This is a genomic window from Haloarcula vallismortis ATCC 29715 (assembly GCF_000337775.1).
Lineage (GTDB): Archaea > Halobacteriota > Halobacteria > Halobacteriales > Haloarculaceae > Haloarcula > Haloarcula vallismortis.
Window position 1 is genome coordinate 95218 of record NZ_AOLQ01000059.1, and the last position, 21691, is coordinate 116908.

Sequence of the window (21691 nt, forward strand, 5' to 3'; positions counted from 1 at the left end):
CGGCGCGACTCGAAACGGTGACCCGGCAGTCAGTCTTGCTCTGCAAGCCACGACTCGACGGCGTCGGCGTGTGCGCCGCGGCGGTGTATCGTTCCGCTGTCGACGTTCACGACCGTCGAGCCGGTGCCGCCGTCAGTTTCGCCGTCGTCGAGTACGACGGCAGCACGCTCGCGGATGGCGTCGAGGTCACCAACGGTGCGGGCGCTCGGGTTCCCGGAGACGTTAGCGCTCGTTGCCGTGAGCGGCCCCGTTTCTGTGAGGAGTTCGAGCGCGAGGTCGTGGTCGGGGATGCGAACCCCGACACGGTCCCGACCGGCGACCAGCACGTCCGGGACCACGTCCCGGCGCTCGACGACGACGGTGACCGGGCCGGGGAGGAACTCGCGCATGAACGCCAGCTCGCGCTCGCTCGCGCGTGTGTACTGGCGAGCGGTCTCGACATCGGGAACCGCCATCGAGATCGGCTTGTCACGGTCACGGCCCTTCGCCTCGAACACGCGCTCGACAGCAGCGGCGTCGAGCGCGTCCGCGCCGAGACCGTACACTGTTTCCGTGGGATAGATGACCAGCGCTCCGTCGCGAACCGCTGCTGCGGCGTCGTCGACTGTCGCCATGGTTAGAGCTGGGCTTCGATGTCGTCGTAGTCCGGGAAGTCGGGCCACTCCTCAGCGACCCACGCGTACTCGATAGTCCGGTCGCTATCGAGGACGAACACGGCCGGCCGCGGCTCCTCGATACCGGCCATCCCGTCGAGGTTCATGTCGATGCTGTACTGCTGTGCGACGCCGTTGGCTGGGTCCGAGAACAGCCGGTAATTCCCCTCGATCTCCCGCTCTTCGAGCAACTGCTTGTGCTCGTACGGCGTCGAGATCGAGACGCCGACGACGGTGGCCCGCTCGTGCCACGAGCGGTCGCGGATCTCGTTCCAGATGTAGGTTGCCGGGAACGCGCCGTCCATCGCGTGGAACACGAGGACGACCCGGTCGCTATCGGCACACAGCGACGCGAGCGACTCATCCTCCCAGAACTCCTCGTTGACCAGCGGGCGCGTGAAATCCTGCGCGGTGTCGCCTTCTTCGGGGTGGTCGACCGGGTCGAGGTCGACGACGTCGAAATCGAGGTCCATCAGGCCGCACCTCCCGCTGTCTCTTCGCCCTCGCCGTAGGTCCGCTCCAGATACGCGACGATGTTCGCGCTCTCGGACATCGTGACGCCGGTGTTCTCGTCGACGATCGCCGGGACGGTTCGCTTGCCGGACAGTCGCTTGACCACGTCGCGGTCGGCGTGCATCGGCTCGACGAACCGCGACTGGTAGTCGAGATCGTAGGCGTCCAGCGTTCGGACGACGCGCTCACAGAACGGACACGCCTGCAGCCGGTACAGCGTGATGTCGGGCTCGCTCATACTCTGGGCGGCGATACGCGCGAAAGCCGGGTAAGGGCTTCGCTGGCAACCCGTTCATGACAAGCCTTAATCCCCGCCCATTACAACTTCGACCGTTGATGGCCCTGGATCCACCTGCGCCGTTTGAGCTGTCTACAGCGACGTTGCAGGCTATCGAATACGCCGGCGTCACGATACCACAAGACGCGGTGCTGGTCGGTGGTGTTGTCACGCTCGTCGCACTGGTTGTCCTCTCAGCGTTCTTTTCATCTTCAGAAATTGCGATGTTCTCGCTGCCAGCACACCGGACGGAAGCGCTCGTCGAGGACGCTGTTCCGGGTGCGAAGACACTCAAACAACTCAAGTCGGACCCCCACCGCCTCCTGGTGACGATTCTCGTCGGCAACAACCTCGTCAACATCGCGATGTCCTCCATCGCTACTGGGCTCCTCGCGATGTACGTCGATAGCCAGGGGCTGGCTGTCGCCATCGCGACGTTCGGAATCACCGCCATCGTGCTGCTGTTCGGCGAGAGTGCGCCCAAAAGCTACGCGGTCGAGAACACCGAATCGTGGGCGCTACGTATTTCCAAGCCGCTCAAGGTCGCTGAGAAGGTGTTGCTGCCGCTCATCCTCCTCTTTGACTATCTCACCCGCGTCGTCAACAAGATTACCGGCGGCCGCTCGGCCATCGAGACATCCTACGTCACCCGTCAGGAGATACAGGACATCATCGAGACGGGTGAGCGCGAGGGCGTCTTAGACGAGGACGAACGCGAGATGCTCCAGCGCACCCTCCGATTTAACGACACCATCGCCAAGGAGGTGATGACCCCGCGGCTGGACATGACTGCCGTCGCAAAGGAGTCCTCCGCCGAGGAGGCCCTGGAGACCTGCATCCAGAGCGGCCACGCCCGAATCCCCGTGTACGAGGGGAGTCTGGACAACGTCATCGGCGTCATCCACATCCGCGACCTCGTTCGGGACCTCAACTACGGCGAGGCGCTGGCAAAGGACATGGATTTGGAGGACCTCATCGAGCCGACACTGCACGTCCCCGAGTCGAAGAATGTCGACGACCTACTGACCGAGATGCGGGCCGAGCGCCTCCACATGGTCATCGTCATCGACGAGTTCGGGACTACCGAGGGGCTGGTGACGATGGAGGACCTGACAGAAGAGATTGTCGGCGAGATACTCGAAGGCGAGGAGGAAGAGCCAATCGAGTACGTCGGCGACGACACGGTGACGGTCAAAGGCGAGGTCAACATCGAGGAGGTCAACGAGGCGCTGGACCTGGACCTGCCCGAAGGCGAGGAGTTCGAGACCATTGCCGGCTTCATCTTCAACCGTGCCGGACGGCTCGTCGAAGAGGGTGAGACCATCACCTACGACGGCGTCGAGATCCGCGTCGAACAGGTCGAGAACACGCGCATTATGAAGGCTCGCGTCGTCCGCCTCGAAACCGACGCAACGGAGCCGGTCGACGCCGAAGAAGCCTCGGACTGAGATCTCGCGGTAGCAGTCGTTTTACGTCGGTCGCCATCGACACCGGTAGCATGGGATACCACCATATCTCCGTCGACGACATCGAACCGACACCGGACCGACCCAGCGTCCAGCGCTCCATCAGCGATGCGGCCGGTCTGGAAAACGCCGCCGTGAACGTCTACGAGGTCGCCCCTGGCGAGGACATCCCGCTCGCGTATCACTACCACGACGACCAGGAGGAACTGTTCTACGTCCTCTCGGGAACGCTGGCTGTCGAAACGCCCGAGAAGACCTACGAGGTCGACAAAGACGAGGCGTTCGTCGTCGAACCGGACAGCCCCCAGCGGGCGCACAACCCCGAGTCGGCGACCGAATCAGTACGGACGCTCGTCGTCGGCGCGCCCGCAGTGGACGACGTCCATCCCTACGACCCCGAGTGAGCGTTGCGACCACTGGGCGGGACCGTTACTGGAGCGTAATAGCGTAGGTCAACGCGAACAGCAGTATCGCCCCGGTCGCGACGTTGATCGCGGTGAGTTCCGCCGCGCCGATGACGCTCAGCCCCCAGACGATAGTGGCTGCAAACGCCGTCGACAGCACGACGTTCATCGCGATGAGTACCCGCGGATCGCCCTGTGACCCGCTTGCGCCCTCTTCGAACCCGTTCGCGTCGCTCATGCCCACGAACACGGACGGGACACTCCTTAGCTCTTTGGCAGTGCCCGGCGCGTTCGCTCCGCTCGCGCTGGCTGTACGGGGCGGAGTCGCGCAACTAAACACGTTCGGGGTCCAACACGGGCGTATGAACGCTCAGAACCGTCACGGGGACCCGGTCGACCCGGTTCCGTTTCTCGTCTGCACCGCGACGGCGGTGATGCTACTGTTCTCTGTCGGCCCGCTGTACGGCCTCGCCTACGGACTTCCGGTGTGGGCCGGTCTAACAGTTGCGACAGCCGGGACCATCACTGTCGCCGTTGTTTCCTATCACCGGCTGGTCTGGACGGCCCCGCCGCCCTCGGTACACATCGCCCCGGAGCTTCGTTTCCAGCGCCTCATCTACATCGGCATCGGGTTCGCTGTTTTGCTGGTCGCTGTTTCGGCCCCGCTGGCCCTGTGATTTACCACCCCGGTACACATGTGGACTGGTATGCGCGAGGTCGAACGCTCTCGGTTCGTGATGGCGCGGCCGCCGGCTGTCCACCGCACGCTCTCGCCGGAGGCGGTCGTCGCGGCGGAGGGGACGTTTACCGTGACGGCTGTCGAGGAAACTGAGACGGGAACACTCGTCACCGCGGCCGGTCCAGGGATGTCGGTCCCGCTTCGCTTCGAATCGAGGGACGACGGGCTCCGGTACACCGCTGAGGGCGAGGTCGGCCCCTTCGACCATCTGGAGACCCAAATCACCGTCACGCCGGAGGACAACGGCTCGCGGATCACGATGCGGTCGACCGTCTCACTGAACCTGCCGCTCCCCTTCGCTGACCGCATCGCCGCCTGGAAGCGCGGCAACGAGCTAGAGCGGGCCATCGAAGACCTGGTGGCGGACGTACCCGGGGCCTGAAGCGGTGAAGAGCGCCACTGAACGGCCCGCCTGTCGCTGGTCGTGAGACGGTTGCACACAACCACGATAGGTTTAGTAGACGCAACATAAACATACAATCATGAGCATCATCGACAGCGTCAAGGAGGCGCTCACGTCACAGCCGGAGACGAAGTCCCGCCCCGACGACGGCTCGAAGGGCGCGTACTGGTGTGACGACTGCGGCGTTCGTATCAGGGACGTCGAACTCGACGGCGAGCCGATCTGCCCGGACTGTGGCGAGGAGATGCGCTTCGAGCGTGCGGCCGGTCGGGACTGTGCCTGTTAGGGGCTCCGGATCACTGTCTCGTCGCCCTGTTCTGCCGGGAACGGCCCCGTGAGCGACTCGCTGTCCGTCCATTCCGCGTCCGTAACGAGCGCATCATCCAGCGCCGTCCGAAGGGCTTTCTCGTCGTACTCCGTTCCGATGAACACCAGTTCTGTCCGACGGTCGCCGTACTCGTCGTGCCAGTCGAGCTCCGGCCGGTTCGAGCGATACATCTCCCGCTCGACTTCTGGGAGGCTCGCAATCCAAGGCCCCTGCGCTTCGGCCCGTATCGAGGGGCCGGCCTGGCCGAGGACGACACGGAACTCGGTGCCTGCCAGCCAGACGGTCCCCTTCGAGCGGACGACACCCGACGGGAGGTCCTGAAGCACGTCGGCCAGCCGGCCGGGGTGGAACGGCCGGCGGCGGCGGTAGGTGAAGGAGGTGACGCCGTACACCTCTTCGGGGTGGTGGTGGCCGGCGTGTCCGTTGCTGCTGTCGCCCGCATGGCGCTCGTCATCGTGGACATCGCCATTGTGGTCGTGACTGCCTTCGCTGTGGCTGTGCCCGGCCTCGGCCAGGGCTCGCTTCCAGCCCGGCAGGTCGTTGATTTCGTTCTGGTCGAACAGTTCTCGGTCGAACAGCTGGTCGGGGTCGACCTGTGAGAACGTCGTTCGGACCGTCTCGGCGTCGGGCTGGAGCGCCCGCACCAGCTCTTCGGCCTCGTCGAGTTCCGATTCGGAACAGAGGTCAGCCTTGTTCAGGAGGACGACGTTCGAGAGTTCGACCTGTTCGACCATGAGGTCAGAGAGGGGGCGGTCGGTGTCGTCGGCCGCTGTGTCGTCGCCATCACCATCGGCGTTCGCTACCCCGGCACCGCGACGCTCCGGCGTCTCGCCGGCGAATGCGTCGAGGAACAGTCGGGTATCCAGCACGGTCACGAGCGTGTCGACGCGATAGAGCGCGGCTACGCGCGACTCTGTGGTGAACAGCCGCGCGACGGGGGCCGGCTCGGAGATGCCAGAAGATTCGACGACCAGCGCGTCGAAATCGCGGTCGTTCGCCAGGCGGACGACCGCCGTTTCGAGGTCGTCCTGCAGCTCACAGCAGATACAGCCGTTCGACAGTTCCGCGACGCCGTCGTCCACGTCCAGTTCTGACCCCTCCGCAATGAGCTCGGCGTCGACGTTGACCGTCCCCATGTCGTTGACGAGGACGGCGATGTCGCGGTCGCCGGCTTCTGTCAGCAGATGGTTCAGCAGCGTCGTCTTCCCGGCCCCGAGGCTCCCCGAGAGAATCGTGACGGGAATGGTGTCGCGCATACCCCCTGTTGTGGGTCGGCTCCCTTCAAATCGCGCCTCGTTTCCGGTAGCTGGACACGACCGCCGTCCCGCCACGGCGCGTGGGCGGCGGCGACGGGTAACTGCGACAGCTTTTACTCCGTGCCTCTCGCACACACGACCCACGATGGAACTGGCCGACCGAATCGAGCGCTTTCGCCGGACGTTACGGGAGTGGGCCCGCGGACTGTACCACGGCATGATAACGCATCCGGCCTACGAGAAAATCGAGAAGGAGGCCGAGGACACCGAGGACGCGTTCATGCTGGCCTGTTTCCCCGACGCCTTCGGCATCCCGTCGCCGGTGTCGTACTACACCGCCGAGCTGCTGCCCTACCTCGAAGACACCTTCGAGGCCTGGGAGCGACGGCTGTGGGACCGGGGGTCGTACATCGAACGCAAGGGCCAGCAGTATCACTTCTGATGGAGCCGTTCGTCTTCTTCGGCGGGAAGGGCGGGGTCGGCAAGACCACTGTCTCCTGTGCCTACGGCGTCAAGTCTGCGCGGGCGGGCTTGGAGACGCTCGTCGTCTCGACGGACCCGGCCCATTCGGTGACAGACGTGTTCGACCAGCGCTTCAGCGACGACCCCGAGTCCGTCGAAGGTATCGACGGGCTCGACGCCATGGAGATCGACCCCGAAACCGAGAGCCAGCGCCACCTCGATGGCATCCGCAACGACCTCTCCGAGCAGGTGTCGGCGGCGATGGTCAACGAAATCAACCAACAGCTGGAGATGGCCCACCAGACGCCGGGGGCCTACGAGTCGGCCCTGTTCGACCGCTTCGTCGACGTGATGCGCAACGCCGACCCGTACGACCGGGTCGTCTTCGACACGTCGCCGACCGGCAGCACGCTCCGGCTGCTTGGCCTGCCGGAGTTCCTCGAAGGGTGGATCGACCGGCTGATGCACAAACGCGAGAAGAGCATCGACCTCTTCGAGAAGGCCGCAATCGGCAACAACGAGCCCCGGCGCGTGATGGACGGCGACCCGGTGCTTGCGCGCCTGCAGGACCGCAAGGAGTTCTTCGAGTTCGCCGGCGGCGCGCTCCAGTCCGACGCCGCCTTCTTCCTCGTGCTCAACCCCGACCAGCTCTCGGTCAACGAGACGCGGCGTGCCATCGCCGAGATGCGCGAGCGTGACCTCTCGGTCCGGGGGCTCGTCGCGAACAAGCTCACGCCCGAACCGGAGTCCCACGAAGATGGCCGCGGGGCCCGGTATCTCCGGGACCGGGTCGCCACTGAAAACGAGCGACTGCAGGAGGTCCGCGAGACGCTCGACCCGCCGCTGGTCGCCGAAATCACGACCCGTACGGCGGAGGTGAAAGGCGACCTGCTCGGAGATGTCGCAACCGAACTCGACGTGGAAACAGACGCCGAGGTGCCGACGTTCGTCTGATACGAATTGGTGTAGCGATGTACCGATATGCGCCGTCCGGGGCTGGCACAAGCTTGAACTGATTTACGACAATCCGTACAAGCTACTCGCCGGCGCTCGTGTACAGGCCGCGCATGACCGATAAGTAATCAGATATTAGATTTTCGTTGATAGTCGAAGCTGTGTAGCCAAGCGTATTCTGACGGACTTGAGAAGTATAAGAAATATATAATAACTATTAATAGCTTGATGTTGGTTACCATTCATGCACACACATGACACAGGTAATCTGGATCGTTCTGGCAGTACTGGTGACGTTCAGCGTGGGGTACCTGGGGTATTCGAAGTACCTCGCACGGTTCCTCGAACTCGACGCGGACAGCGAGACACCGGCACACAAATATGAGGACGGGCAGGAATACGTCCCGTCGAAGAAACCGGTGCTGCTGGGACACCACTTCTCAAGTATCGCGGGTGGGGCACCGATTGTCGGTCCGATTACCGCAGGCGTAATCTGGGGATGGGTTCCCGCGCTCCTGTGGATTGCCATCGGCAACCCGCTGATGGGCAGTGTCCACGACTTCGTCTCGCTGTCGAGTTCGCTTCGACACGAGGGGAAGTCAATCGGCTACATCATCGGCGAGTACGTCGGTGAGGGCGGGAAGAACATGCTGCTCTGGTTTGCCTTCCTTACCATCATCCTCGTCGTCGCGGTGTTCGCACTCGTCGTCGGAATTGTGTTCAACTCCTACCCCGAGGTCGTGACAGCGTCACTGGTCTACATAGCCCTTGCGCTGGCGTTTGGTGTGTACCTCTACCAGTTGAACGGCCCGTTCCTGCCGGGGACGGTCCTGTTCGTTGCTGGTGTCTTCGCCGGTGTCTGGGTGGGTATCCAGTACCCCATTGCACTGTTTGAGCCAACGGCAGGACGGACTGCAGACATGGCGGTCACAGTGCTGATCGGCGGCAGCGGGTCGTGGGTTCCCGGTGCATCTGCCCTCGGCGGCAACACCGCCGCGTGGATTCCGGTCATTATGCTTTACGCAGCGGTGGCGAGTGCCCTTCCCGTGTGGGTGCTCCTCCAGCCGCGTGACTATCTCTCGTCGTTCTTGCTGTACGCCGGTGTCGGTGGCGCACTGATTGCAATCATCGCTGGCACCCTGCTTGGCTCGGCTAGTCAGCCCCTCGTCGTCGATAGTTCCATCGGAGCGTTCAATGGCTTCTGGGGCGCTGAAAGCGCGGGCCTGTTCCCGCTGTTCCCGCTGTTGTTCATCACAATCGCCTGTGGGACAATCAGTGGATTCCACTCGCTCGTCTCTTCGGGGACGACTGCGAAACAATTGGACAAAGAGACCGACGCGCGACTGATCGGCTACGGCGGCATGCTCGGCGAGGGACTGCTCGCGTCCGTGGCACTCGCGACCCTCGCCGTGGCTGGCCTCCCGGAGGCGTCCGGTGGTATCGGCGCCGCACTGCCGACCTTTGCGGGCGGCGGTGGGATTGTTCTGACCAGTCTGGGTATCCCAGCCTCGTTCGGGGCACCGTTCATGGCGCTGGTGCTCGTGAGTTTCCTGCTTACCTCGACTGACACGGCCGTTCGACTCGGGCGGTACATGATGGAAGAGATTGTCGGCCTTCCGGCCGGACAGACCACCAGCGGATTCAGCGTCGGTGGGGGCCTTCGCTCGACGCTTGGCGAACTCGGTCGCGGACGGTACACTAACCCGGTGATTCAGTGTGTCTTCGCCTACATTATGGTCGTCTCGGGTCAGTGGACCGTCCTGTGGGGTCTGTTCGGTGGTGCGAACCAGCTACTGGCTGCCCTTGCACTGCTTGCAGGGACCGTCTGGCTGGCTAACTGGAGCGACGACAAGCAACTCTACTCGACCGGCGTCCCGATGGCCATCATGGTCACAATCACGGTTCTCGGACTCGCGTGGCTAGCGTTCTTCCAGAACATCTACCAGACAATCATCGTCGGCGGCGCCTCGGGAGTCCAGTTGTTCGCAACTGTGGTACAAAGCCTCTTGGCACTTGTTCTCATTGGACTTGCGCTAGCGCTCGTCAAGAAAGGCTACGATAACATTGGCACGGTCCGTGACCGTGGTCCCGCTGGCGCGGTCGAGCCGGGCGACGACTGACACGGCGACGACTTCTCCGTTTTTTCAAGCGTCGACAGCGACAGCTACGCGTCTCGCGTAACCGCCTCGAACGGCGGCGCGTCGTCGTCCGGGTCGGTCGCTACCGCCGTCACCGAGTCTTCACCGGCACGAACGCGAACACGAGCGAGGGCCTCCTCGCTGCCGCTGAGCGTCGCCGCTGCTGCCATCTGTGTCGTCTCGGTTCCGAGAAGGGTTGCCGACCCGTCCTCAGACCACTCCGAGAGGGCCTCGACATCGGTATCGGTCGCGAGCACGACGACCCGAGCGTCGTCAACGGCCGTCAGCGGGTCGCGGACGACCTCAGGCTGGTCGACGACCCGAACGGCCGGGGCAGTCAGGAGCCCGAACCGCGCCCCGCTCGCCGACTCGTACACGCGCTGGAACACCGTGGCAATCACATCCTGCCGCGATGTCAGCTCCACGTCGCCGGAGAAATCCACTGTCACTGTCGTTTCGATGGTGGGGCTACTTTCGGCAACGAGCGAGTACTCGCTCGACCCGGGAAGCACCGCCGGTGCGCTGGCGCTGGCCTCGATAGGCTCGCTCTCCTCCGGCAGGACGCTACAGCCGGCCAGCGCAGCCGTGCAAGCGACGACAAAACTGCGCCGGCTCGGCGGCATCATTTCCAGAATCGCTTGGCGAGCCGCGAGAGCACCCCTTCCTCGGGCTGGGCGACGTCATCCCAGAGGACGAACGCCTCGACCACGTCGGCGGCCTCGCCAGCGACGGCCACTTGCTCGTCGGGAACGATGACGCCCAGATTGACCTCGTAATGGCCGTAGTAGCCGTACTTCAACAGCGTGCGTTCACGCTGGCCCTCGACGAACGACCGGACCTCGTCGGGCAGTTCGTCGGCGATGAGGACGAATGTGAAGTCGGTGCGGTAGTGTTCCTCGTTGGCGGTCACGCGCTCGTCGGCTAAGTCGTGGCCCAGCTCGACCAGCCGCTTCAGTTCGCCGACCGTCGGTCGGCCGACGCGACGGGCGTAGAGGTACTCCTCGGACTCGTGGTCCCCGTAGGACAGCGCCGGGTGGAAGAACTGTTTCTGATTGAGGACCCGCATCTCGCCGTAGAGGTCCCAGCGCTCGCCCCGGAGCCGGTGGTCACGCTCCAGCGTGTAGTTGTACATCAGCCGGTCGCTCACCCGGTCGAAGTAGGGGTCGTCGTCCCAGTGTGGGACCTCCTCGACGATCTCGTCGGGGAGCTCCGATTTCGGGACTGCCCCGGTCACGGGGTCCTCCCAGTCGTCTGCACCGTACTCCGGCGATTCCCCGACCGACTTGGACTCGGTTTCCTCGCTCATCGTGCCGAGTCGCGTGGGCGCTCAGTTCGCACCGGTCCCATGCTGCGGTAGCTCATACCATGCCGATGCCGTGTCGGCATCTTAAGCGCGTCGGTCAGCCGACGGTCGTCCACGGGCCGTACACGACCGCCGCGGCAGGTTTTTGATGCTGGCCCAGCAATTAGTCACCAACAATCATGGCGAAAGACACCGAGGCCTGCGGCCGCTGCTCGATGACCGTCGTCGTCGACGCTGTCGACGAAACTACCGACGAACAGCTCCACGGCCCCTTCGGCGAGGACCGCATCGAGGTCGACCGGCGGGACATCGAGCGCGTCTCGCCCGAAGCCTGGATGGGGCGGCTCTCGACCCGCCTCAACGAGGCCGTGAATCGCTACGTCTGGGGTCGCTAAGCGAGTCAGAGGAGTGCGTCGATAATCCAGAACAGCCCGTAGCTCAGCGCGAACGCCAGCGCGAGCGAGCCGACCCAGGCAAGCACCGTCTTGCCCATCTTCTCTCGACTGACCTCGCCGCCGCCGGCGGCCGCGCCGGAGCCGACAATAGCGGAGACGATAATTTCGTTGAACGACACCGGAATCCCGAAGAAAACGGCCGCCTGCGCGATGATGAAGCTCGGAATCAACGCGCCGATAGACCGCCGCGGGCCGAGCGAGGAGTAGTCCTGTGCCAGCGCCTTGATCATCCGTGGCGCGCCCGTCCACGAGCCGATGAGGAGGCCGAGCCCGCCGAACAGCAGGACTCCGGTGATGGGGATGGCTGCCGTCGGCCCCTCGCCGAGCAGGGGCACAAGCGGTCCCAGCGCCAGCCCGACCTGGCTCCCGCCGGCGGAGAACGCCACGAGCCCGCCCATCACCAGCAGGAAGTGCCGCTGCCCGGCGGCCGCATCTGACCTGATATCCAGATAGAGCAGTCCCCCCGCGAGTACGCCGATAAGGAGCGTCACGACGACTATGGACGAGAGCATCGGCGTCCCGGCCGCCCGCGCGACGGCCCGGGCCACTGACGCCTGCTCGCTGCCGGGTGCCAGCAGGACGAACTCGATGTTCGCCAGAATCACTCCGACCAGCCCGCCAAGCAGCGGTACGAGCCGTTCCTCGGTCGTGGCCTCGTGGCGGAGCGACCACGCCGTCCCGAACGCGATGCCGCCGCCGACGAAGGGGGTCAGCACCCACAGCGAGACGATTTCGATGTATTTCGCCGTCGCCGGCTGGCCGCCCATCGCCAGCCCGACGCCGACGACCGCGCCGGTGACGGTAAACGCCGTCGCGATGGGGTAGCCGGTGAAAATCCCGACGGCGACCAGCACCGCCGCGGTTATGAGGGCAACGATAGCGGCGACAGCAGAGAGGCCACCGCCGCTCGGGAACAGGACGAGTTCGCTCCCGACGGCTTCGGTGACGTTGGCCCCCTGCAGGACCGCGCCGGCCAGTCCGAGGAGACCGACGAAGAACCCGGCCCGCATCACCGAGATCGCGTTCGCACCGACCGCCGGCGCAAACGGCGTGGACCCGGACGACCCGGCACCGATAGCCCAGGCCATGAACAGACTCGCGGCTGACGCGACAACAAGCGTCGCAATCGTACTCGTCGCGACCATCTGTCACGGCGTTTGCCCCGCCCTGCAATGAGCCTACCGTTCGCGCGCCCGTCACGAACCGACTGCCGACTGCCGACATCCGACAGCACGGCCAAACGTTCAGGTGGCAGGGCGTAGTTCGCTCGCATATGTCCGCCACTGAAGAAACGGTCCGCGTCTGGCTGGTCGAACGGACCTACTCCGACGACGAACAGAACCTCATCATCCTCACGTACGCGACCCCCGACGGCGACCAGTACTTCCGGAAGGAGCGCGCCCTGACCTCCTTTTCGGATGTGCGGGAGACGACGGCCGCCGTCGACGCTGACCCGGACAACCTCGGGTCAGTCGACGACCCGGACCTGCAGGCCCAGTACGCGGCCGAAGCGACGCGGATGGCCGAGAAACACGACCCTGACGACGCTATCTAGCGACCAGCACGGCCGAATCCACGCTTAGTTCGTCTTCGCCTCTCGGACACAAAACCGATGCCGGCGGCACGGACCGCCTTAGTTCGTTTTTGCGTCGACGATGCTGGAAGCCGATGCCGCTCGCACTACGGCGAGCTTAGTTCGTCTTCGCATCTCGGACACAAACACAATGCCGGCGGCACAGAGGCCGCCCTAGTTTGTTTTTGCGTCCGTCCCCTCGCCCGGCTCTGTCGCATCCACACCCTCTGCGGCCTCGACAGCCTCAGTGACTTTCTCGGTATCGACGTGCCAGCGGTCGACGGCCTGCTCGAAGTCGGCGAGCTTGTTCGAGACGCGCATCTTCAGGTCGTCGTCGTTGACGTTGACCTCGAAGACGTACTCCGGGCGGTCGTCGTCGCCGACGCGGCGGAGGTTCGCGCTGATGAGGTCGTTGTCGAAGTAGTAGGGCGCGATCTGTGTCATCACGTTCCGGTAGACGGTGTCCTCGACCTTCCGCAGGGCCTTCCGGCTGGCGGAGTCGGCCGCGCGGGCCACGTAGTCGACGGACTCGCTCCAGCGCTCCATCGCCTCGTCCGGTTCGTCGAGGTTCTCGTAGGACTCGCTGAGCTTCTCACCGGCGGTCTGGAGGTCCTCGTCCGGCCCTTTGCCGGCCTGCTCGCCCTTGCCCTCGTCGACACTCGCCTGGTCCGCCGTTTTCTCGTTGACGTCCTCGTCCAGTCGTTCGTGGCTTTTGGGCCGCCACTCGTCGAACTCACTGAGGGCGTCCTCGTCGACACCTTCGCCCGAAGCGATGTCTTTCAGCGCCTGTGTGATGCGCTCGCCGTGTTCAACGATGTCGACCCAGCCGCCTTTCGTCTTGAATCCTGAAACGCTCTCTTCGATGTCTGCCATGGTATAATAGATCGGTCTATGACAGCCGCGGAACCTGCTGCAGTAGGCTGTCCATCTGTACACACCGGATTGCTGCTCAGTGAGGTTAAACGTTTCCGCCATGGCGGCAGACACGATACACTCCCGCCGAACACCTCCCCAGTCCTCGATATCGACACGTAGGTGGAGTGTTGCTCCCGTCCAGCGACCTGCCCGCTCGTCCTGCTTCGCTCAGCACCGAACGGCCGCTTATAAGGATTGCACACGAATAGTAGTTTGATGTCATCCGCACTATTCGTCGTAAGCGAACACGGGTACTGGGGCGAGGAATGTATCGAGCCGCTGACGACCCTCTCAGACGCTGGCCTTGATATCACGGTGGCGACACCGACCGGCGAGCCGCCGGTGCTTGACGAGCGCTCCGTTGACCCCGAAGAAGTCGGCGAAGACCTCTCGGAACACGTTCGTGAGGTCCACGAGACCGACGAGCGCCTGAACAACCCGATTCCGCTGGCACAGGCCGACGCCGGCGACTATGACACCGTCGTATTCCCCGGCGGCCACGGCGCGGAATGGGATATCACGCAGGATGTCCACGCCCGCGAACTCCTGCGCGAGAGCGTCGCTGACGACGACGGCAAAGCACTCGTCGTCTGTCACACGGTCGGGATTCTGGCCTTTACTCGCGACGGCGACGGCGAGTTCCTCGTCGACGGCCGCTCGGTTACCGGCTTCCCGAACGCCTGGGAGGAGGGCATCGTCGACGAGAACGACCTGCTCCCCGACGGCCGCAAGCTTCCGTACTGGGTCGAAGACGAAGTGAAGGCCGCCGGCGCGGACTGGGACGCCGAACTCGACGCCGACACAAGCGTCACCGTCGACGGCGACCTCATCACGGCCCGGGGCCCGCCGTCGTCGGCTGCAGCCGCCCGGACGCTCCTCGACGAACTCGGTATCGAGACACCTGCGTAACGGGTCCGGCACGCCAGCCACGGCCACACATCAATCTGGCTGAATTTCTCGAAACAGATAATATTTCGTCCAGTCGAGCGCTTCCGTACAGTCGCCGTCCCCGAGAATACGGTGGCATACGGTATCGCACAATATAGTCAAATAACGACTGTGTACTAGCTAACCTTCTTGAAGGCCCCGTGCAACGTAGACATACGTATGACTAACAACTCCACGCGGAGGCGGTTCCTCAAGACAGCAGGCGTTGCAGGTGTCGCGGCACTCGCTGGCTGTGGCGGCGGCGATGGCGGCGACGGCGAGGGCGGCGACGGCGAGATGACTGAAGGCGACGACATGACCGAAGGCGACGACATGACCGAAGGCGACGACATGACCGAAGGCGACGGCGGCGACATGGAGACGCGCCTCTCCTGGCACGCCGGCGGGACCGGCGGGACCTACTTCCCGCTCTCGAACGAGTTCAAGACGGTTGTAGAAGACAATACGGACTTCACGCTGAACGTCCAGTCGACCGGTGCAAGCGTCGAAAACGTCGGCAGTCTCGCCAGCGGTGACGCCGACTTCGCGCTCATCCAGAACGACATCGCCTCGTTCGCGAAGAACGGCACCGGTATCGATGCGTTCGAGGACAACGCCGTCGAGAATCTTCAGGGCGTTGCGACCCTGTACCCGGAGACCATTACGCTCGTCACCCTCGCGGACACGGGGATCACGCAGCTCTCCGACCTCGAAGGCGCGACCATCAACACCGGTGACCTCGGGAGTGGGACCCAGGTCAACGCGCTCCAGATCCTGGAATCGGTCGGCATCTCGGACTTCTCCGAGCAGAACGCCTCGTTCTCACAGGCCGCAGATCAGCTCCGAAACGGCGACATCGACGCCGCGTTCGTCGTCGGCGGCTGGCCGGTCGGTGCCATCGAGGACCTTGCGAACACCAACGACCTCGTCATCGTCCCCATCTCCGGCGACAACCGCGAAGCGGCAAAGGAGGACGCGTCCTGGTTCGCCGACGACACCATCCCCGGCGGCACCTACACCGGTGTCGAGGAGGACGTCGAAACAGTCGCCGTTCAGGCGATGATCGCGACGAACGCTGAACAGCCCGAATCGACGGTCGAAGGCGTCACCGCGGCCATCTTCGACAACGTCGACGACCTCTCCATCAAGACGGACTTCATCAGCAAGGAGTCCGCACAGGATGGGATGTCCGTCGAACTCCACCCTGGCGCAGCGGCCTACTTCGACGCGTAACGCCGCCGACTGACGTCACCAGTATTGTTTACTAACCGTCTTCTACTATCCAGCAACCGGAATGAGACGACGATATGTTGCCATCGCGGTGCTCGTTACCCTTCTCCTCATCGGGACTGTAGCGGCGCTTCCCGGCGGGCGTGCACTGGTCGTCGAAGACGCTGAATCCGGTGAGCAGTACCTAACAGTCCCGGTCGAGGACGGAACAACCGTGGCGCTGGAGTACATGCACAGTGTCGAAAAAACGCGCGTCTACGACGAGTACACGGTCCGTGGCGACCATCTTGAGATGACCCGTATGGAGTTCGAATCGTTCGGCTGGGGACTCCCAAGTGGAGCCAACGTCACCCGGCAAGACGGGATGTATGTCTTTGACCCACCGGGTAACTACACACGTGTGACAGTCTCTCCCGGTGATGTTGCAGGACATAACCTTCACGTCGGAGGCGAAACCTACGACTTGGTAGCCCGCACCAACGGCCACTCGGTCCACCTCTATGTGACCCAGCGCTCGTCGTTCGGTGCCGCAAAAGACCAGTTCAACACATGACTGACACCACACGACCTGACGACGGCGGGGAGGCCGTATCGGACGAGGAAGTCGATGAAGTACTGCAGGAAATCGAGCGGAAACGCTCGCTCACAGGCTGGGCGGTTGTCCTCGTCGCGCTCATCGGCATCTCGTTTTCGGTGTTTCAGATGTGGCTCGCGGCGAAAGGGTTCGTCCTCTCGATTTCGCTTCCCGGCGCTGGTGATGTCGTGTTCGCGTCACTGCAACTGCTCCAGATAAACGCCGTCCACGTCTCTTTCGGTCTCATTCTGACGTTCTTGCTGTATCCCGGCAGTACCGGCGATGGCCCGCTCTCTCGACGCTGTATCGCGCTCGGGTCGCTGGTCGACGAGAAACTCGGCCCGGAACATCCGGTATCTCGCGCTGTTCACGCCGTCGGGGACGCGCTCGCCTGGGTGTTCCTCGACCGCGACATGGACCGCGTGACACCGTCTGATTTCGTCTTCATCGCTCTGTCGGTACTGTCGGCCGCGTACTTCATCACCGACTTCGACGAGATTCAGCGCATGCGTGCGCTGGGCGTCCAGCGCGGCCGCCCGATTCAGGAAGTATTCACCTTTCTTGAGCCGATAGCGGGCCTGCTCGGACCGCTCGCCGACACTTCCTACGCGTTCGTGCTTGGCGTGCTCGGCGTCCTGCTCGTCCTCGAAGCGACCCGCCGCGCCATCAGCCTCTGGCTGATGGTCATCGTCGCAGCCTTCGTCGTCTACGCCCGCTTCGGCGTCCTCATTCCACAGGACGCCGCCTACGTGGGCGTCCTCTCCATCCCGGAACTGTCCTGGCCCTCTATCATTCAGAACCTCTGGTACAACACGGAAAACGGGGTGTTCGGGATTCCGGTCACCGTCTCCGTGCAGTTCATCTACATCTTCATCCTCTTTGGCGCGTTCCTCGAGATGTCCGGCGCGGGGCAGTGGTTCATCGACCTCGCGTACGGCGCGACGGGGACGCGGAAGGGCGGCCCCGCGAAGGCCTCTATCCTCGCCAGCGGTTTCATGGGAACCATCTCCGGTTCGTCCATCGCGAACACAGTGACGACCGGCGCGTTCACGATTCCGTTGATGAAGCGGTCGGGCTACTCGCCAGAGTTCTCCGGCGGCGTCGAGGCGTCTGCCTCCTCAGGAGGGCAGATTCTCCCGCCGGTGATGGGGGCTGCCGCGTTCCTCATCGTCCAGTACACGGCGACACCGTTCGCCGATGTCATCGTCGTCGCGACGATCCCCGCCATCGTCTTCTTCTTCGGCGTCTGGGTGATGGTCCACTTCGAGGCGGTCAAGGAGAACATCGGCGGGCTCGACCCCTCCGAACTCGTCGACCTCCGCAGTCACTTCCGTAGCGGGTGGTTCTACCTCGTCCCGCTCGGCCTGCTGTTGTACTACCTCATCATCGAGCGGCTGTCGGTCGCCCGCTCGGCGTGGTTTACGCTCATCGCTATCGGAGCGCTCACCACGCTCGTCGCGGCCTACAGCGACGAGACACGCGGTCGCCTCGGAGCAGTGTTCGGCGTGCTGTTTGGCGCGTCGCTCCTCTCACAGTTCCTGTTCGGCGCTGGCGTCCTGGCGGCGCTGGCCGGTGACGGGACCGGGGCGCAGTCGATTGTGGACGCGTTCTCGGCCACTATCGGCGACCTCGGAACGCTGTTGATTCTGTCCGGCGTCCTCACGCTCATCACCAAGCCGCGCCTCGACTCGCCGCTGCTGTCGTTCGACAACGCTGTCGACGACGCTGCTGAGACGACCGCCGACGCCGTCGGTCGCCCGGACCTGGCCTCGAACGGGCTGTACAGGCTCGGCGTGTTCCTCGGAAAATCAATGGAGAGCGGGGCCAGAACCGCGGTACCGGTCGTTATCGCCGTCGCCGCCGCCGGTATCATTCCGGGGGTCATCAGTGTCTCCGGCCTCGGCCCGAACCTCGTCTCCCTCATCACGGCCGTCGCGGGCGGGTCGCTCGTCTTGCTGCTGGTCGTCACCGCGTTCTCGTCGATTATCCTCGGGATGGGGATGCCGACGACGGTGACCTACATCATTCTCGTCTCTCTGCTCGCGCCGGCGCTGACGGCGTTCGGCGTGCCGCTGCTGGCGGCACACCTGTTCATCCTCTACTTCGGAGTCATCGCCGACATCACGCCGCCGGTCGCGGTGGCCGCCTACGCCGCGTCCGGCGTCGCGAAGTCAGACGCTTTCGAGACCGGTATCGAGGCGTTCTCGCTGTCGCTCAACAAGGCAATCGTCCCGTTCGCGTTCATCGTTACGCCGGGCATCATCCTGCTCCGGCGGAACCCTGACGCTGCTACCCTTGATGTCGGAGACAAATACCGGGTCGTTGGGACCGCAGACCTCCTCGATATCGGCTACGCAATCCCCGAGATACTGATACCCGTGATCGGCGTCTTCCTCGGCGTTGTCGCGCTGGCCGCGACAGTTATCGGATTCGCGTACGCACCCGTCTCCCGCGGCGAGCGGGCAGCGTTCGCGTTCAGCTCGCTGCTTCTGATGGCCCCTGGTCTCGCAGTGTCTGGAACGTACGACATCCTCGGACTAGTCGGTCTCGCTGGCGGCGAGATGACGGTGTTGCTCGACATCGCGCTCCGCGGTGTCGGTTTCGCTCTGTTCCTCTTCCTCATGGCCAAGAACCGCCAGCGCGGCGGTGACCCTGCGGTACGGTCTGGCACGGCTGAGCCGGCGTGAGTGAGAACCGTTTAACCCATCGGGGGTCAACGGGCACGATATGCCAATCGAACAGCGCGGCGACGCCTCTGTCGTCACGCACGCGCTGGCGCGAGACGAACTGACTCGGATACGAAACGTCGAGACCGAACAGGTCGCGTTCCGGAAGGGACTGGTCCGTCTCGGCCGTATCTGTGGCTACGAAATCATCGACGGCCGGATGGAGACCGAGTATACGGAGATCCAGACACCGTTGACCACGACGATGGGTGAGCGAGTCAAAGGGCTCGACGACGTGGTCATCGTCAACGTCCTCCGCGCCGCGACGCCGTTCGTCGAGGGACTGCTCAAGGCGTTCCCCCGCGCTAGACAGGGCGTCATCTCCGCCAGCCGGGACGAGGAGGCCGGGATGAACGACGACGGCGAGTTCCCCATCTCAGTCGAGTACGTCAAACTGCCCGAAATCACCGAGGACGACACCGTCATCATCGCGGACCCGATGCTTGCGACCGGGTCGACGATGGCCACGGTACTGGACTACATCACTTCGGAGAAGACAGAGCCGGAGAACCTGCTCGTCCTGGCCGCGGTTTCCGCGCCCGAGGGCATCGTCCGCGTCTCGGAAGCCCAGCCGGACGCTGACATCATCAGCGTCGCTATCGACGATGAACTCGACGAGGACGGATTCATCGTTCCGGGGCTCGGCGACGCCGGTGACCGGGCCTTCCGGACGACCTGAACGGTCGCGGCTCGCTCGACCTGTCGGCTGAGGGACGAAACGTTTTTATATTCGGCCCGAATTCGCTGATGATGTCGCGATTTTCTGGCCACCCACAGCTGCTGTACCCCCTCACTTCACCTGGAAACCAAAGGACGGCGGCACATTTTCGGTCCAGTTGAAACGTAGAAGACAGCTGTAAATATCCCCGCGGCGAGTGGGCGTCCTTCTTGTTAGACAGTGGCGGACCGGGAGACTTTCCTGTTGACGGGACAGCAACCCGGTATGGTTCGACGCCGATACCGGGTCGCGGACACTGCCCAGCAACTCGTCGGCGGGTTCCTGCTCGCAGGACCGTTCGTCGTGACTGAGGAGGTGTGGGTGCTGGCCGAGAACATGTCCTGGTATCACGCGGTGCTCGTCGTCGGTATCGTGTTCGCTATCGGCTACGGGGCGCTGTACAAGGCTGACGCCGACCGTGACGTGGACTCCGAGGCGGAGGTAGCCGGAATTCCGGTACGGTTCGTCTCACTGATGGGCGTCGCGTTCGGGTCGGTCACCATCCTCGCGTTCTCGCTGACCGCACCTGATACGTTTCTCGTTGACGGTGGAATTCTGCCGGACCCGACGCCGATGGCTGTGTTCCTGACGACGCTGAAAGCCATCACTGTCGGCGCAATTTTCAGCGTTGTCGGGGCTGCGACGGCGGACAGCGTATTCTGACTGCGACCCGCACACTTAATTGGGTTCCCCACTCCTTGATGTGCATATGGAGTATACGCTGGCTATCGACAACGCGCCGGAGACAGTTCCAGGTGGCACGGGAATCCTGCTCCTGCACCCGAGTACCGGTGAGACGGACCGACTGGACACGGACTTCCTCGCGACCGACACGGACTCGATGCTCGTCATCTCGACCCGGACTACCGCCCGGGAAGTCAAGCAGAAACTGGAGTACTACGAGGTCGATGAGTCGAAAGCGACCATCCTCGATACGCTGTCGGTCGAACGGGGCTACACCCGCCGCCGTTCCGAGGGTGTTCGGTACGTCTCCGCGCCGGACGACCTGTCCGGTATCGTCTCGGAAACCGAGACGTTCCTGCAGGACCACGACGGCAAACTCCGCGTGACCTTCGACTCGCTGACGGAACTCATCTACTACGCTGACGAAGATGGCGCGCTGTCGGCCGTTGGGGACATTCTCGATCTGCTTGCGGAGTACGACGCCGTCGGGATGTTCCATCTCGCCGACGAGGTTCACGACGAGGAGACGGTCGCGAGGTTCCGGGAACTCTTCGACGGTGTCATCGAACTGTCTGAGGACGGAACTGTCTCGAGTTCCTTCGAGGCGTAACTGACCACGATCCGTCCCGAATCCGTTGTTCCTTCGAGCGGTTCCCAACAGATAACCGACACTATGGGCTCACTGAGGGCTCCGATAGCGGTTCCCGCTCCCAAACGAAACGGTGTTTTCCCCCGGCAGCGCCGCCAACACCCCGTATGCGAACTCTTACCAGACCAACAACAATTAAGAGGGTATAACCCACATACAGGGTTGTATGCCGGAATGCCAGAACTGCGGTAATTTTGTAACGGCTGACTACGCGCGTGTGTTCACGCCGAACGGGGTCGAAAAGCCCAGGGTCTGTCCGCAGTGCGAGGACAAGATTCGTGACGGGGCAGATGTCCGTGAGGCCCGGTCCACACGCCGTGGATAGAACCGATCAGGAACTGCCG

Annotated in this window: 27 protein-coding genes; 18 read left to right on the plus strand and 9 right to left on the minus strand. The window is 63.6% G+C overall.

Going from position 1 to position 21691, the window contains the following annotated elements; genetic code table 11:
* Positions 1-29: 29 nt before the first annotated feature.
* The 3 genes from C437_RS14245 to C437_RS14255 are packed head-to-tail and all read right to left on the minus strand — an operon-like array spanning position 30 to position 1404.
* Positions 30-614, minus strand: a complete 585-nt coding sequence (locus C437_RS14245) for an L-threonylcarbamoyladenylate synthase (RefSeq protein ID WP_004517679.1) — start codon at positions 612-614, stop codon at positions 30-32.
* A gap of 2 nt (positions 615-616) precedes the next feature.
* On the minus strand, positions 617-1126 hold the full coding sequence (locus C437_RS14250) for a redoxin domain-containing protein (protein ID WP_004517680.1): 510 nt from the start codon (positions 1124-1126) through the stop codon (positions 617-619).
* A complete protein-coding gene (locus tag C437_RS14255; RefSeq protein ID WP_004517681.1) occupies positions 1126-1404 on the minus strand; it encodes a glutathione S-transferase N-terminal domain-containing protein in 279 nt (92 codons plus the stop codon). The genes C437_RS14250 and C437_RS14255 overlap by 1 nt, the downstream gene beginning before the upstream one ends.
* Before the next feature lie 98 nt (positions 1405-1502).
* On the opposite strand from C437_RS14255, the gene C437_RS14260 reads away from it, so the two are divergent.
* The gene (locus C437_RS14260) at positions 1503-2891 is read left to right on the plus strand and encodes a hemolysin family protein (RefSeq protein ID WP_004517682.1); all 1389 of its coding nucleotides are present in this window, start codon (positions 1503-1505) and stop codon (positions 2889-2891) included.
* A 50-nt stretch (positions 2892-2941) separates the two neighbouring features.
* Positions 2942-3313 (plus strand): cupin domain-containing protein, encoded by a 372-nt coding sequence (locus tag C437_RS14265; RefSeq protein WP_004517683.1) that lies wholly within the window; start codon positions 2942-2944, stop codon positions 3311-3313.
* Positions 3314-3338: 25 nt separating this feature from the next.
* On the opposite strand, the gene C437_RS14270 is transcribed toward C437_RS14265, so the two are convergent.
* Positions 3339-3551 carry a hypothetical protein gene (locus C437_RS14270; protein ID WP_004517684.1) on the minus strand — a complete coding sequence of 71 codons (213 nt, stop codon included), beginning with the start codon at positions 3549-3551 and terminating at the stop codon, positions 3339-3341.
* 124 nt (positions 3552-3675) lie between these two features.
* Here C437_RS14270 and C437_RS14275 point away from each other — a divergent pair, with 124 nt between their 5' ends.
* The 3 genes from C437_RS14275 to C437_RS14285 all read left to right on the plus strand — a co-directional run bounded on the left by C437_RS14275 (position 3676) and on the right by C437_RS14285 (position 4741).
* Positions 3676-3990, plus strand: a complete 315-nt coding sequence (locus C437_RS14275; RefSeq protein ID WP_049919826.1) for a hypothetical protein — start codon at positions 3676-3678, stop codon at positions 3988-3990.
* 30 nt (positions 3991-4020) lie between these two features.
* On the plus strand, positions 4021-4434 hold the full coding sequence (locus tag C437_RS14280; RefSeq protein ID WP_004517686.1) for a hypothetical protein: 414 nt from the start codon (positions 4021-4023) through the stop codon (positions 4432-4434).
* 100 nt (positions 4435-4534) lie between these two features.
* Complete coding sequence (locus tag C437_RS14285) at positions 4535-4741, plus strand: hypothetical protein (protein ID WP_004517687.1); 207 nt, start codon at positions 4535-4537, stop codon at positions 4739-4741.
* Here the strand turns inward: C437_RS14285 and C437_RS14290 are convergent.
* Positions 4738-6039 carry a CobW family GTP-binding protein gene (locus C437_RS14290; RefSeq protein WP_004517688.1) on the minus strand — a complete coding sequence of 434 codons (1302 nt, stop codon included), beginning with the start codon at positions 6037-6039 and terminating at the stop codon, positions 4738-4740. The two genes, C437_RS14285 and C437_RS14290, sit on opposite strands and share 4 nt — an antisense overlap.
* 145 nt (positions 6040-6184) lie before the next feature.
* Between C437_RS14290 and C437_RS14295 the strand changes: the two genes are divergently transcribed.
* The 3 genes from C437_RS14295 (at position 6185) to C437_RS14305 (ending at position 9575) form a co-directional block, all read left to right on the plus strand.
* Positions 6185-6481 (plus strand): hypothetical protein, encoded by a 297-nt coding sequence (locus C437_RS14295; protein ID WP_004517689.1) that lies wholly within the window; start codon positions 6185-6187, stop codon positions 6479-6481.
* Positions 6481-7455: an ArsA family ATPase gene (locus C437_RS14300; RefSeq protein WP_004517690.1), complete on the plus strand. Its 975-nt coding sequence runs from the start codon at positions 6481-6483 to the stop codon at positions 7453-7455. Before C437_RS14295 ends, C437_RS14300 begins: the two co-directional genes overlap by 1 nt.
* 254 nt (positions 7456-7709) lie before the next feature.
* Positions 7710-9575 (plus strand): carbon starvation CstA family protein, encoded by a 1866-nt coding sequence (locus C437_RS14305; protein WP_004517691.1) that lies wholly within the window; start codon positions 7710-7712, stop codon positions 9573-9575.
* Between the two features lie 44 nt (positions 9576-9619).
* Here the strand turns inward: C437_RS14305 and C437_RS14310 are convergent, their stop codons facing one another.
* Positions 9620-10219, minus strand: coding sequence for a DUF6517 family protein (locus C437_RS14310; protein ID WP_049919818.1), 600 nt, complete (start codon positions 10217-10219; stop codon positions 9620-9622).
* The gene (locus tag C437_RS14315) at positions 10216-10899 is read right to left on the minus strand and encodes a hypothetical protein (protein ID WP_004517693.1); all 684 of its coding nucleotides are present in this window, start codon (positions 10897-10899) and stop codon (positions 10216-10218) included. Before C437_RS14315 ends, C437_RS14310 begins: the two co-directional genes overlap by 4 nt.
* Positions 10900-11075: 176 nt before the next feature.
* Here C437_RS14315 and C437_RS14320 point away from each other — a divergent pair, with 176 nt between their 5' ends.
* Positions 11076-11291: a hypothetical protein gene (locus tag C437_RS14320; RefSeq protein WP_004517694.1), complete on the plus strand. Its 216-nt coding sequence runs from the start codon at positions 11076-11078 to the stop codon at positions 11289-11291.
* 5 nt (positions 11292-11296) lie between these two features.
* Here the strand turns inward: C437_RS14320 and C437_RS14325 are convergent, their stop codons facing one another.
* On the minus strand, positions 11297-12496 hold the full coding sequence (locus C437_RS14325; RefSeq protein WP_004517695.1) for an inorganic phosphate transporter: 1200 nt from the start codon (positions 12494-12496) through the stop codon (positions 11297-11299).
* Positions 12497-12624: 128 nt separating this feature from the next.
* Here C437_RS14325 and C437_RS14330 point away from each other — a divergent pair, with 128 nt between their 5' ends.
* On the plus strand, positions 12625-12906 hold the full coding sequence (locus tag C437_RS14330) for a hypothetical protein (RefSeq protein ID WP_004517696.1): 282 nt from the start codon (positions 12625-12627) through the stop codon (positions 12904-12906).
* A 192-nt stretch (positions 12907-13098) separates the two neighbouring features.
* Here the strand turns inward: C437_RS14330 and C437_RS14335 are convergent, their stop codons facing one another.
* Positions 13099-13797 (minus strand): DUF5828 family protein, encoded by a 699-nt coding sequence (locus C437_RS14335; protein WP_004517697.1) that lies wholly within the window; start codon positions 13795-13797, stop codon positions 13099-13101.
* A gap of 258 nt (positions 13798-14055) precedes the next feature.
* Between C437_RS14335 and C437_RS14340 the strand changes: the two genes are divergently transcribed.
* The 8 genes from C437_RS14340 (at position 14056) to C437_RS21305 (ending at position 21672) form a co-directional block, all read left to right on the plus strand.
* A complete protein-coding gene (locus C437_RS14340) occupies positions 14056-14748 on the plus strand; it encodes a type 1 glutamine amidotransferase domain-containing protein (RefSeq protein ID WP_004517698.1) in 693 nt (230 codons plus the stop codon).
* 198 nt (positions 14749-14946) lie between these two features.
* A complete protein-coding gene (locus C437_RS14345) occupies positions 14947-15999 on the plus strand; it encodes a TAXI family TRAP transporter solute-binding subunit (protein ID WP_004517699.1) in 1053 nt (350 codons plus the stop codon).
* 61 nt (positions 16000-16060) lie between these two features.
* Positions 16061-16549 carry a DUF1850 domain-containing protein gene (locus C437_RS14350; protein ID WP_004517700.1) on the plus strand — a complete coding sequence of 163 codons (489 nt, stop codon included), beginning with the start codon at positions 16061-16063 and terminating at the stop codon, positions 16547-16549.
* A complete protein-coding gene (locus C437_RS14355; protein ID WP_004517701.1) occupies positions 16546-19257 on the plus strand; it encodes a TRAP transporter permease in 2712 nt (903 codons plus the stop codon). Before C437_RS14350 ends, C437_RS14355 begins: the two co-directional genes overlap by 4 nt.
* A 40-nt stretch (positions 19258-19297) precedes the next feature.
* Positions 19298-19975 carry a uracil phosphoribosyltransferase gene (gene upp / locus C437_RS14360; RefSeq protein WP_004517702.1) on the plus strand — a complete coding sequence of 226 codons (678 nt, stop codon included), beginning with the start codon at positions 19298-19300 and terminating at the stop codon, positions 19973-19975.
* A 264-nt stretch (positions 19976-20239) separates the two neighbouring features.
* Complete coding sequence (locus tag C437_RS14365; protein ID WP_004517703.1) at positions 20240-20677, plus strand: DUF2391 family protein; 438 nt, start codon at positions 20240-20242, stop codon at positions 20675-20677.
* Positions 20678-20723: 46 nt separating this feature from the next.
* Positions 20724-21308, plus strand: coding sequence for a DUF7090 family protein (locus C437_RS14370; protein WP_004517704.1), 585 nt, complete (start codon positions 20724-20726; stop codon positions 21306-21308).
* Between the two features lie 205 nt (positions 21309-21513).
* Positions 21514-21672: a DUF7563 family protein gene (locus tag C437_RS21305; RefSeq protein WP_044952319.1), complete on the plus strand. Its 159-nt coding sequence runs from the start codon at positions 21514-21516 to the stop codon at positions 21670-21672.
* Positions 21673-21691: the final 19 nt, after the last annotated feature.